Source organism: Spiroplasma endosymbiont of Lasioglossum villosulum (assembly GCF_964020195.1).
GTDB classification, from domain to species: Bacteria; Bacillota_I; Bacilli_A; order Mycoplasmatales; family VBWQ01; genus Spiroplasma_E; species Spiroplasma_E ixodetis_A.
On the sequence record NZ_OZ026539.1, the window covers coordinates 1310337 to 1322271 of the forward strand.

23 protein-coding genes are annotated in these 11935 nt (G+C 22.4%); 21 read left to right on the forward strand and 2 right to left on the reverse strand.

Annotated features, from left to right (window positions below; all coding sequences use genetic code 4):
* Positions 1–59: 59 nt before the first annotated feature.
* Positions 60–431, reverse strand: coding sequence for a helix-turn-helix transcriptional regulator (locus AACK81_RS07505; protein ID WP_338961129.1), 372 nt, complete (start codon positions 429–431; stop codon positions 60–62).
* A gap of 119 nt (positions 432–550) precedes the next feature.
* Between AACK81_RS07505 and AACK81_RS07510 the strand changes: the two genes are divergently transcribed.
* Positions 551–1066 carry a hypothetical protein gene (locus AACK81_RS07510; RefSeq protein WP_338961131.1) on the forward strand — a complete coding sequence of 172 codons (516 nt, stop codon included), beginning with the start codon at positions 551–553 and terminating at the stop codon, positions 1064–1066.
* 7 nt (positions 1067–1073) lie between these two features.
* Here AACK81_RS07510 and AACK81_RS07515 read toward each other — a convergent pair whose 3' ends face one another.
* The gene (locus AACK81_RS07515) at positions 1074–1529 is read right to left on the reverse strand and encodes a hypothetical protein (protein ID WP_338961133.1); all 456 of its coding nucleotides are present in this window, start codon (positions 1527–1529) and stop codon (positions 1074–1076) included.
* Positions 1530–2291: 762 nt separating this feature from the next.
* Between AACK81_RS07515 and AACK81_RS07520 the strand changes: the two genes are divergently transcribed.
* The 20 genes from AACK81_RS07520 (at position 2292) to AACK81_RS07615 (ending at position 11932) form a co-directional block, all read left to right on the forward strand.
* Positions 2292–2810: a hypothetical protein gene (locus AACK81_RS07520; protein ID WP_338961135.1), complete on the forward strand. Its 519-nt coding sequence runs from the start codon at positions 2292–2294 to the stop codon at positions 2808–2810.
* Positions 2782–2952, forward strand: a complete 171-nt coding sequence (locus AACK81_RS07525; RefSeq protein WP_338961137.1) for a hypothetical protein — start codon at positions 2782–2784, stop codon at positions 2950–2952. Before AACK81_RS07520 ends, AACK81_RS07525 begins: the two co-directional genes overlap by 29 nt.
* Positions 2945–3247, forward strand: coding sequence for a hypothetical protein (locus AACK81_RS07530; RefSeq protein WP_338961139.1), 303 nt, complete (start codon positions 2945–2947; stop codon positions 3245–3247). The genes AACK81_RS07525 and AACK81_RS07530 overlap by 8 nt, the downstream gene beginning before the upstream one ends.
* 2 nt (positions 3248–3249) lie before the next feature.
* Positions 3250–3474 (forward strand): hypothetical protein, encoded by a 225-nt coding sequence (locus tag AACK81_RS07535; RefSeq protein WP_338961140.1) that lies wholly within the window; start codon positions 3250–3252, stop codon positions 3472–3474.
* Between the two features lie 30 nt (positions 3475–3504).
* A complete protein-coding gene (locus AACK81_RS07540) occupies positions 3505–3684 on the forward strand; it encodes a hypothetical protein (protein WP_338961141.1) in 180 nt (59 codons plus the stop codon).
* The gene (locus AACK81_RS07545) at positions 3674–3967 is read left to right on the forward strand and encodes a hypothetical protein (protein ID WP_338961142.1); all 294 of its coding nucleotides are present in this window, start codon (positions 3674–3676) and stop codon (positions 3965–3967) included. The genes AACK81_RS07540 and AACK81_RS07545 overlap by 11 nt, the downstream gene beginning before the upstream one ends.
* A 3-nt stretch (positions 3968–3970) precedes the next feature.
* A complete protein-coding gene (locus AACK81_RS07550; protein WP_338961144.1) occupies positions 3971–4141 on the forward strand; it encodes a hypothetical protein in 171 nt (56 codons plus the stop codon).
* Positions 4134–4421 (forward strand): hypothetical protein, encoded by a 288-nt coding sequence (locus tag AACK81_RS07555; RefSeq protein WP_338961146.1) that lies wholly within the window; start codon positions 4134–4136, stop codon positions 4419–4421. The genes AACK81_RS07550 and AACK81_RS07555 overlap by 8 nt, the downstream gene beginning before the upstream one ends.
* A gap of 404 nt (positions 4422–4825) precedes the next feature.
* A complete protein-coding gene (locus AACK81_RS07560) occupies positions 4826–5062 on the forward strand; it encodes a hypothetical protein (protein WP_338960588.1) in 237 nt (78 codons plus the stop codon).
* Between the two features lie 12 nt (positions 5063–5074).
* Positions 5075–5272: a hypothetical protein gene (locus tag AACK81_RS07565; RefSeq protein WP_338961148.1), complete on the forward strand. Its 198-nt coding sequence runs from the start codon at positions 5075–5077 to the stop codon at positions 5270–5272.
* A 119-nt stretch (positions 5273–5391) separates the two neighbouring features.
* Positions 5392–5631 carry a hypothetical protein gene (locus AACK81_RS07570; protein ID WP_338961149.1) on the forward strand — a complete coding sequence of 80 codons (240 nt, stop codon included), beginning with the start codon at positions 5392–5394 and terminating at the stop codon, positions 5629–5631.
* A gap of 152 nt (positions 5632–5783) precedes the next feature.
* A complete protein-coding gene (locus AACK81_RS07575; protein WP_338961150.1) occupies positions 5784–6215 on the forward strand; it encodes a hypothetical protein in 432 nt (143 codons plus the stop codon).
* A 16-nt stretch (positions 6216–6231) separates the two neighbouring features.
* Positions 6232–6390: a hypothetical protein gene (locus tag AACK81_RS07580; RefSeq protein ID WP_338961151.1), complete on the forward strand. Its 159-nt coding sequence runs from the start codon at positions 6232–6234 to the stop codon at positions 6388–6390.
* A gap of 34 nt (positions 6391–6424) precedes the next feature.
* Positions 6425–6613, forward strand: a complete 189-nt coding sequence (locus tag AACK81_RS07585) for a hypothetical protein (RefSeq protein ID WP_174481134.1) — start codon at positions 6425–6427, stop codon at positions 6611–6613.
* A 1-nt stretch (position 6614) separates the two neighbouring features.
* Complete coding sequence (locus tag AACK81_RS07590; RefSeq protein ID WP_338961152.1) at positions 6615–6803, forward strand: hypothetical protein; 189 nt, start codon at positions 6615–6617, stop codon at positions 6801–6803.
* A gap of 17 nt (positions 6804–6820) precedes the next feature.
* A complete protein-coding gene (locus AACK81_RS07595) occupies positions 6821–7195 on the forward strand; it encodes a hypothetical protein (protein WP_338961154.1) in 375 nt (124 codons plus the stop codon).
* A gap of 18 nt (positions 7196–7213) precedes the next feature.
* Positions 7214–8395 carry a hypothetical protein gene (locus AACK81_RS07600; protein WP_338961155.1) on the forward strand — a complete coding sequence of 394 codons (1182 nt, stop codon included), beginning with the start codon at positions 7214–7216 and terminating at the stop codon, positions 8393–8395.
* A gap of 14 nt (positions 8396–8409) precedes the next feature.
* On the forward strand, positions 8410–10107 hold the full coding sequence (locus AACK81_RS07605) for a hypothetical protein (RefSeq protein WP_338961157.1): 1698 nt from the start codon (positions 8410–8412) through the stop codon (positions 10105–10107).
* A gap of 3 nt (positions 10108–10110) precedes the next feature.
* Positions 10111–11805 (forward strand): hypothetical protein, encoded by a 1695-nt coding sequence (locus AACK81_RS07610; protein ID WP_338961159.1) that lies wholly within the window; start codon positions 10111–10113, stop codon positions 11803–11805.
* A gap of 4 nt (positions 11806–11809) precedes the next feature.
* Complete coding sequence (locus AACK81_RS07615) at positions 11810–11932, forward strand: hypothetical protein (protein ID WP_255495889.1); 123 nt, start codon at positions 11810–11812, stop codon at positions 11930–11932.
* The last annotated feature ends 3 nt before the right edge of the window (positions 11933–11935 follow it).

Genomic DNA, 11935 nt, shown 5'->3' on the forward strand with positions numbered 1-11935 from the left:
TCTCCTATAAATAAAAAAATGTACTACAGTAAAAATATTAATATTTATTTACAATTTTTTTATACTTTATTTTTACCATATTTTTCATCAAAATTAATAATTCCTCTATTATATGCATCAATAATAATTCGTGCGCAATGAACAGGATTATATAAAATATTAGTTTTTAATTGTGAATTAGCCATTAACAGTTTAATAAATAGTTCAAAATCATTTTCTTTTAATACAAAATCATGCGTAAAACCTTTTATATCATTCATATCTACTAATAATGCTAAAAGAATTTTATGAATTATTCCTCATGAAGAATTTTTAGCATTATTCTCAATTCTACTAATTGTTGCTTGACGAACACCTACTAATTTCCCCAAATATGCTTGCGTTCAACCAAGTCTTAGACGTATACGCCTAATTTCTACTTCAATTGCCATTTTATTTCCCTCTCTAATTTTAGTTATTCCCAAACTTATTATGTTATGAAAAATTATAAAAAGATAAATTTTATTCTATATTTGCATAAAATATACTAAAATTAATATGGTGATACAAAATGGAAAATGAATTAATTAAATACTGAACAAAAAAAAGTTTTTTTTATGTTAACATTTTGTGATTAATTGTTCAAATTATATTTATAATAATAGGTTCAATTTTAATAAATACTACTAGCGAAAAAATAATTAATATTTTATTAATAGTTGGCATAAATAGTTTAATTCTATTAATTTTGTTTACTTTTTCTATTAATCATTATACTTATGAAACGGTTTATCAAATTAAAGTCAAAGGTAGTACTTTTCAAACTAAATTTTATCGTTATCTAATTATTCTATTTAGTTTTGGTTGATTAATTTTTTTTATTTTAAATGCATTATTTATGTTAGTTGAAACTGCCGTTTTTAAAAGCAAACTTGATTATTTTAATACTTTAAACGATCATTGATGAATTTTACTTATTGTAACAATATTTAACGTTTTAATTATTAGCATACATCGACAATTAATGCATTATACATTAACAAATTTACAATTACCATGAAGTAAATATATAAATAATAAAAAGTAGATATAATCTACTTTTTCTTTGCATCTCATAAATTTATAATGTTTTTTGCACTAATTAAACCAAATAATGATCCACAAGCAACTAAACCACCATTCAATCCAATAAAAACAAATGATAATCCTAATACTAAAGTTATTACTCCATTGCCAAGACTAGCAATACTAACAATAATTAATGGTAATAATGTAACAACAATTGAAGCAACTCCAATTACTAAACCAAGAATATAACCAATTCTTTGTTCAAATGCTTTTCTTGAATTTATCATAACTAAAATAAATATAAGAATACCATAAGTTGTTAGACAAGCTATCAATATAATTCATCCTAATCATTGAATAGTACTTAATCCAGAATCAAAAACTTCTTGTAATCATTCTCCAAACTTCCATAATAATTCATAAGAACTTTCCATTAATCCTTTTAAAGAAATCATAATTATAGAAATAACCATTACCGGCATTAATGTTGTCAAAAGTAGATAAATACCAATGTTAGATAATGTTTTTGAAAATTTTAGGGAGCGTGTCGAAGATGTCGATAACTAAAAAGTTTTAAAAATAGCTCCTTTCTTTTTTAAACCCTTAAATTAAAAATAAATGACAAAAGACGAGAATAAAAATCTTGTCTTTTTTTTGTAATTGTAAAATTTTAAAATTTTTAATAACCATCTTTAACGCTATTATCAACACGTGTTAGGGAACTAAAAAAGTGAACTACAACACAGTTGTTAAAAATAGTAGCTAAAACATGTGGACTTGCATGAATAAATAAAAAGTGGAGTGATACCTAATAAATTATACTAACCATTAATTAAATGGTAATTCTTGGGGTGGGAGCGAATTGGAAACTAGTATATATAGACCTGCTTAGGGAACCTACTATATTAATTCTATTCTTTATTTAACCAACCTTGCCACTCCCTAGTGAGCAAGTGTTGGTTTTATTTTTTATTTTTTTTGAAAAATTTTTGGGCGAGAAAATAAATTTCAAACTTGTAAAAAAAATTGAGCGGTGCCGGTTCAATTAAAATATTAATTTGTTAAACACAAATTAAATAAATATTGAATCGAATGCCTCAATGTTTTTTAAAATTTCACAATTTATTTTTGAGCCCAGTTTTGCTGGAATGAATAAAACGAATAATAGTATTATTAATAATCTAAAAATCAAAATATATGTTCTTTATGCTAGAAGCAACAGAACATATTAGGAAAGGATTATTATGCAAATAGAATTTAAAAAAGAACAAATTGTAAAAGATAAACCACAATCTATTCTTATTGATTATGTTGAATATAAATTATCATTACCAAAATGAATGATTAAAAATAATTCTTTTATTGTTGATAACAGTTACACATATTGAGTTTTTAATTTAGAAAATATTAAAAGAGAATTAAGTGGTAATGAATTAATAAAATTATTAGAACCATATATTAAAGACCAAAAAATAACTGTTAATAAACCAACTGCTCCAAAAGAATATTATCTTAATGATATAAAACTTGAATCATTAACATTTTATGAACAGCATAATAGTTGATTTATGGGTGAAATAACTGATAACAAAACTAAAATTACTAATGCTTGTTTTAAATATAACATTACGTGAGAAGAAAATAGAAAAAGTTTTAAAATAAATAATCCATATAAACACGATGATTTACCAATTAATTATATAGTTACTTCTTATAAGGAAATTTCAACTTATAATGAAAAAGTATTTTTGTTGAACATGTAAACAAAATAAATTAGATTATTTATTCTTTAATACTAATGATATAAAAACAAGAAAATATTTTTTAAGAGATAAAAATAGTAAAGCAATTTGTTATGACTATATTTTAAATATTAGGTTAAGTGAGAGGTATAAATATGGATAAAGAAAAACCATTTTCTTGTAAAGACCAAAAAATTATTAATGAATATAATAAAAAACGTAATCAAGAAATAACAAAAGAACATTTAAATAATATAGAAAAATTAAGAGAAGATTTTAAAAAAGAAGTAATTAATCAATATAAGAAAAATTTAATTTGTTCATTAAATATATTTTTGGGTCATTATATAGAACAATACAAAAAAGAAAAAGAAATATATTATTTAAATAAATTAAAAGGTTCAGTTGATACTATTGAATTATTAATTAATAAAATAAAATCCAAAGAATTTGATTAATAATGCAATATGACTTAATTGTTGGCATTGACCCTGCTGGTATTGGTAATAATGGAATTGTTATATATTCAAATGAAACTAATAATATTATCTTTAATGAAACATTTAAAACAAAAACTGTTTTAGAAAGTAAAAATTTTTATAAAGAATATTTTGAATTAATTAAAAAAAATGAGAATAAAAAAATATTAGTTATTGTAGAAAATTTCTTTTTAAGTTCAAAATAATTATTAACTAATCCATTAGCAACACCTAAAATGATTGGTGCATTAATGGTATTAGTAGAAGACGTTATGAATTGAGATTTTCAAGAAAGCGAACCAAAAAATAAAACTAAAATAGAAAATTATAAAGGAAATATAAAATTTACAAAACATGAACATGATGCATATAAGCACATTCAATATTATTTAAGGAATTATAAAAATGAAAGATAAAGCAAATTATGTCAAATTAACAGTAAAACTGAGTAACACTATTGAAGCAAAATATTACGAAAAAGGTAATAAGGAATTATATTATAGTGTTCGTGGTCAATGAAATGGATTAAACTATGTTACTTTAATTTTTAATAACCCAAAATTTTATAAACGATGTATTTTATTAAACAAAAATGATGAAATTTTAGTAACTGGTGAAATCTTTAATACTTTAAACATTCCTAAAAATCGTGCATTTTGTTCAATTAATGTTAAATGATTTAAAAAATGAAAAGAGTAAAAAATGATATTATGAAAAATTTTATTAATAGTACCAATATTAATAACAAGCATAACACTAATAATATTTTTAATATTTATTATTAAAGAATTAAAAAATGAATATAAAGTATTAAAAATATTAAATGAAATATCAAAAGAAATTAAACATAAGGAGAATATGTCTAATGAATAAATGTACATTTACTCAAACTACTAAATTTACTAGTTTAATACCACCACATGATGAAAATTTTGAACAAATACAATGTGAAAATATGACAGATGAGCAATTTGATGAATATGGTAGAGCATATTGTAAAGAACATAGAATTAAAGTTGATGAAATTAATAATTCAAGACATAAAAATTGTATTAATAAAGAAAAAATAATTGAATATTTAATTGAACATAACACATTAGATATGGAATTAATAATTGAATATTTAGAAAAAGGTTACTTTGATAATAAATAAATGTGAACATGAAGATGTGAGTATTGAATTAGTATTTAGATGTGATAATTGTAAAGCTGTTCAATTTCAACATCCAAAAAATAATAAGGAGAAATAACTAATGAAAATGTGTACTGATTGTAAAGAAAATTATAATTGACCAAATTGTCAAAATTGTTTTAAAAATAATGATAATAAAAATAAAAAAGAATAATAAATGTGGTTATGGTAGAGTTTTTGCTCATAAATGTAATAACTTATGTAAACAAAAACAAAATAAAAGAGTTAGGAAAGAAAGGTTAAATTATGAATAAAGAAAAATTAATTAAATATATTAATGATTTAATTGAATTAGAGCCAGCACGGAGAACGGATGTAACATTATTTATCTTAAATAAACTAATAGAAAATGGAGAATTTGACTAATGATAATATTACCTACTTTGTTTGAAAATAAAGATGAAATTGAAATATTATCACCATTTCCCAAAGCAATTCATACAAATAATGATATTAGAGCAATTATTTTAAGACAATACCCAAATGTTAAATCAAAACACATAATTGTTTCTGACCCAGAAAGTAATGTTGCATTAATAGTTGGTGATAATGATGTTTATCAAGGTTGAATTAAAGTAACAATTAAAAAATTAGAAAATTAAAGGAAATTAAATATGACTAAACGCGAATTTTTAATTAAATGAAATGTAGATGAAACATTATTTTTTATTGATAATGTTGAATTTTTACATTCAGATACACATATAATTTTTAATTGAAATGATGATTATTGAAGCATTGATTATCATTCAAAAGAGATGAAAAAATTTATAGAACTATTAAATGATTTAAAACAAATTAAAGGAGAATAAATAAATGCAGAAGGAAAAAATTAAAATTAGAAATTATGAATTTGAATTAAATTCTTATGTAGTAGATTCTTTACTAGATGTTATAAGAGAACTAATAAAAACGAATAAAGGAGATTAAAATGCCAAATATAGAAAATCAATCAAATTATACTTTAACTAAATTAATAAGAACTGGTATAAGCCCAATTTGTGCAATGATTGGTACAAGTGCTTATTATGGTCAAGTAATGAACAGTTCACTATTAGGTAGTATTAATAGTTTATTATTTGGTAAAAAATTAGGTTTAGATATTTGAAATTTAAATCAAAGACCAAATACTAAAACTAAATTAATTAATAGTTCTAAAAAATATTATTAGGTTTAGGAACAATCGGTTTAGCAAATTATAGTAAATGAACAGAAAATAATATTAATCCTATTATTCCAACAACACCAACTCCAATAACTACTACAACTACAACAGAAGGTCCACCATGATTATTATTAAATAAACAAGAAAATCAATCACTAATGGATTGAGATACATATATTAGTTTAAATGCTTATGGTATTTCAAATCTTATTAGTGGATTAACTGAATTAATACCTAATAAATTTGAAGCAATAAGAAAGATTTGTAATATGGCTACTGGTGGATGTTTAATTTCAAGTGGTGTAGCAATGGGTATAAATAATGATTTTAATAATGCTTATGCAGTGCCAACAATAGTTGCTGGTGCTTCTGAAATTATTCATAATTTACTACCTATGGAAACTACTAATCATATTGAAGAAATGCAAGAAACAGCATTTAATGATGAAACTGCAAGATTAATTAATGATAATAGATTTTCAATTAATAGTGAAACAACCAGTCAATATGGTAGTGATAATATGAGCGAAGTACCATTAAATAATGATAATGCTTCATTAAATTGAGATTATAATCACATGAGTTTATAAAGGAGGTGAATAATTTATGAATAAAGAAAAATTACTTGAATATTATAATCAGGAAATAAAAAAATATAAAGAAAGAATAGAAGAATTCAATAAAGAAATATCTGTATTAGTAGAAGTTATAAGTAATTCACAATCAATGATTGAAAGAATTAATGGTGGTCAATTTGATGAATAATTAAAAAATAAACAATTGAAAGGAAAATATTGTAATGAAAGAATTTTTACATGAATTAATTATTATTGGAACAAGTGTTGGAACATTAATTTGCAGAGAAATTATTGTTTTATTAAAAAGATTTATCACAACTCCAAAACATGTTAGAGCAAATAACAAAATTATAAAACATCAAAAAAAATTAGCAAAATTAAACGAAAAAATTAATAAAGGAGAAAAATAATATGACAAAAATTGAATTTAATGAAAAGTATAATTTTAAACATGATATCTATAATGATAGAGATTTTGATTTACATATTGATAATTGTTTTAAATTTTCTGATATTGATACATTAGAAAATGCAGTTAATGATTATAAAAAATTAATAAGTGAGATGCCACAATTAGTTAAAGATTGATTATTGGGATAAGATTAGGAGAATGTTAAATGTTAGAAAATGAAAATAATGTTCAACAAACAACTGAACCTTTAACTGAAAATAATGCTCAACAAGAAATAGAAAATAAAGTTAATGAAGCAGAAAGTAAGTTAAATAAACTTAATCAAGAAATTAAAGAAAAAGAAATAATTAATATATTTAAAAAATATCAAATTAAAAATGAATTTTATGATTATTTAAAATTTAAAACAAGTAATATAGAAAATTCAAAAATAGAAGATACTATTAAAAAAATGATTAAAGAACAACCAATATTTAAAGAAACAATTAATACGGGTGGTAAACCACAAACAATAATAACAAATCAACCAAATTCAATAAAAAGTACATTATTGGATTATAAAAAAAATAATAATTTATAACAGAAAGGAAATCAAAAAATGGCAATACAATTCAATAAAAATTTAGATAATACCGAAAAATTAGTAGAAGCACCAGAGTTTATAGAATTTTATAAACAATCAAATTCACCATGAGCAAGTTTTTTTCCTATCGAAATAGTTAATTCAACAAAAATTGAATTTATAGTTAAAAAACCAAAAAATTCAGAAATTAAAGTATTAAAATGAAATGATAAAAGCAAAGGATTAGATGTTAGTTATGCCGAAACTATTAAAATTTTAAAAGAAATTAAAGAAGAAGCAGTTGCGGGTGAAATAATTGCTAATGTTGATTTAAATGCTGAAAATGGACAAAATTTATTAAATACAATGCAATATGAAGTTGCTAATGACTTAGCAGATTATTTAGCAAATAATGATACAAATGTAATTGCAAAATATGCAACTAAAATAGACATTACTGATAAATCACCAGTAGGATATTTAAAATCAATGTTAGATGCTTGAAATACTTTATTTCAACTAAGAAATAGTAATAATTGTCGTTTTTTTATTACTAATAATCTTTATGATAGTATTGTTTATTTAGCTAATAATAAAGGATTAATTACTGATAATCAGATTGCTCAACAATTAAGATTAAATGGAAATGATTTATATATTAAAGGTGTACTATGTCAAATTGTAATGGATGATTATATGACATTTACTGATAATAATGAAACTAAAATTATGTCTTTTGTTTTAGCAACACCAAGAGCAATGAAAAGATATATGTTACAAAATACAGTTGTATATGTTCAAGATATTGCTGATGGTAAAGTTGGAAGAAGATATTTAGTTGGTGGAGAAGTAACTGGTGAATCAATACCTTATATTACAGATGAAGAAACAACTTCACGTTGAATGTTATGTGCAATTGTTAATAATGATAAAAATGATTTAAAAACTAAGATTACAACTTTAACAACTGATATTACTGCAAATGTTAATAACAATAATAATGAATTAAATACAGAAATCAAAAGTACTAATGAACTTAAATCATTAAATCCAAATTTAACAAATCCAACTATTAAATATTTTAGTGATGCACAAGGAAAAACTAATGTAAGTAATCAAAAACAAAAAGCAGGTGACTTATATATAACTATTACTGCAAATATTAATGACTTAAATTATAAAGGAAAAACAAATCCAATTAAAATAACTCTTAAATAAAGGACATTAATATCATGCCAATTGGTACAACTAGTACAGCAATACTTTTAAACATAAATAAACCAAAACATACTAGAACAAGTAACCAACAAGAAAATAAAAGTTTTTGATGAGAAATTTTAGAAATGATTGGTGTACAAGTTATAGCAGTAGCACTTGCTCCTTTTACTGGTGGATTAAGTGAAAGTGTAGCCCTTGGATTAGGTGCAAGTGATTTTATTGCAAGTACTATTAATTTTGGTATTTATGCTACAACTGATTTTACTATTAATCAAGTTTATGATTATTTAAAAGGAAATGTAACAAAATTAAATACTTTCTTAAATTTATTACCTGCATTTGCTGGACTTAATAAAATTAGTCGTGGTTATCGTACAACTAAATTTATTAAATTAGCACAAAAAACTAAAACATTAGAACAAATTGGTGTTAAAGAAGCAAAAAACTTACAAGAAATTATTAGTCAAGTAAGTGGAAAAGAAATTTTAACAGATAAAATTATTGGTAATAAACGTTATTTAATGAATTATAGTTTTACTCCTAATCGTGAAACAGTATTACGAGATTTAGGTTATGTTGCTGAAAGACAATATAAGAATAATTTTCAAAAACTAGAAACAGAAAAATTAATGGAACACTTATTATTACAAAATACATTAATAAAATTAAGTCCACAATTAACTCCTAAATTTAAAATTAAAGATATCGAAAAAGCAAATAACTTTTTAAAAAAATTTAATACTGATTTAAAAAAAGTACTATCTATGAACCAACATGATTGATTAAATTTAGTTCATACAATACATACAGAAAATAGATATGGTAAATCTTTAATTTTGGATTTACAAAAAATTCGTGCAAATGCTATTAAATTTAATTTTAAAAATAATGTTATTCATCAACTTGTTTTAAAAGCAAATCAAACTTTTAAATATTTTGATATTAGATTTTATTTAAAAAAAGGTTTAAATAAATTTTGAAAAGATACACCATATTTTGAAAAAATACGAGAAAGTATATATAAATTACAAGAAAAATTTGAAAAGTTAGAAAAACAAGCATTTGAAAAAATTAATAAATTAAAAGAAAAAGCAACTGATTTATTTACTAGTGCAGAAAAAAGAGCAATTAAACATGCACAATTAATTCCATTAAATTCACCAGTATTTATGGGTTGCAAAATTCAACCTTTGTCATTAGATAAATGTGCAATTACTATTTATCATCGTAATCCTAAATATAAACCAATTACAGTTGTTGATAGTATTCTGAAAGCAAAAACTTTTGTTACTCAAATACATCCATTTCATTGATATCGTTGATATAGTGGTTGATACATTGGTTATGGTATTAATCGTAATAAATGATTAAAAGCAATAGCATTTGCACCACCAGTTATTCAACAAGTAATTAGAGATAGTTTTAAAATATATAGAGAAATATTTAGAACTATTAGAACTTATCATAAAGTAGTAAATGTTATTAATAACCCTATTGAAAATATTAATAAATCATTTAAAAATGTTGGTTTAAAATTTTCAGTTAATACTTTATTTGGAACAGGATTATTACATCATTTAGAAAAATTTGTATATAGTCAAGTTGTAGAAAAAGGTAAAAAAAAGTTACAAAAAGAAATTATCCATATATCACATAGAAAAACTAAAACAAAAACCAAACGTTATAAAAAAGCATTTTTTAAGGAATGATAAAATATGATTAATAAACTTTGAACTGATGTCAGTTTAGAAAATTATAATAACTGATATCCATTAACTGGAAAAATTACAGAAACACCACGACAATATATAAATACATGACCAAATGTTCATGATTGATTTAAAACATTTGCTATTCGTGCTCAAAATGATATTAATGCTTATCTTGATTTTATTTTATCTAAATTTCCTTTTGATAGTTTTAAAGATAAATTAATTAAAGAAACGTTAAGAGATATGGTTTATGTTATGGTTGAACATTGAGTATTTAATCGTACACCAATTGAATTTAATGTTGATGCTACTATTCAATTTAATAATGGTAGTCAATTTAGTGCAAATAGTACTCCTACAATTAATGTATGAGATTTAGCACCTAGTAGAATGAAAATATGAGCAAGATTAACAGAATTAAAACAAATATTTTCAAGTTATAATGATGATGAAATAGATGTTGAAAAAATTGACTTAAAAGCATTTTATACTAGAAATCAAGTTGATGAATTAATTGAACAACAAAAAGAATTTACATTATCAAAACAAATTAAATTATATGATGATTTAGTTGATGATAATGAAAATAAAATATATAGAGGTCCTGTTAGTAAATTTATTAATAAAGGTTATGTTGCAACTGATTATAATAAAGAAACTGAAACAATGATTTTAGATTGACCTGATGAAATTGGTACATTACCACCCGAAGCATTACAAAATAATCCACAAATTGGTGATTATATACATGCACCAACTTGTGATTTTTCTGCTAAACAACAGAAAAATATTACGGCCTTAACTAATAATAAACAAAATAAATTAATTACTGGCCATGGCATTAATATTACAGAAGATAATGTAATATCTGTAAGTTCTTATTTAGTAACACCACAAGATTTTTTGAATAATCCACAATGAGAAGAGCAAAAATCAATGATTTTAACAAGAAATACATATTATCAAATTTTTTGGTCACCTAATATGTCAATCAGTCAAGGACTTAAAGGAGTATTTTTCTTTTATGGTGCAGTACCAACAGCCCATAATGTAGCTATTGATTCAGCAGGTTATTACTCAAATTCTACTAATGAAATTAAAGCGCATTTAAGTGTCCAACCCGAAAATAATGAATTAATACTATCATATTTTGATGGTAATTCTTGAATAGTAACTAATCTAGATGGAAATAAATTAGGAACTAAAATATATAAACCTAAGATAAATAATAAAATTTATACAATTAAAAATAATACATTAGATATTACTTCACCAAGTGTAATTAATATAGATAAACCTATAAAAATTAATTCAAAAAGTTTAGAAACTAATGAAATAGAAGAAAATAATTGAGATATTGAATTAAAAAATAATCCAACACCCAGTCCAAGTAAAGATAATTGAAAAGAAGTAGGAACAAGAGAAAAAAATAAATGAGATAATTGACAAATTACTTATGATTTTCAAGAGAATAAACATTATAGAGTTTATTATTCTTGAAGTATATATAATCCAGTTTATACTATTCAAGAATTTATTATAACTGATAACAAAATTGCTGGTGTACAAATACAAACCTTTAATGATAGTGCTAATATAGTAATTTTATCAGTTCAACATGCTAAATTGATTACTATTTATACTGTAAAAGGTAATTTAAAAGGTAATGTATGAAAATTAGAAGAATTACAGGAATAATATTATGTTTTTTAAAATTATAAAAATTATTTTAGGTTTAATTGGAGTTTTATTATCTTCTGCTGTTGCTGGTTTAATTATATTTATTATTGTAAAAATTGTATTAAAAATTAATCAAATATTTTAAAAA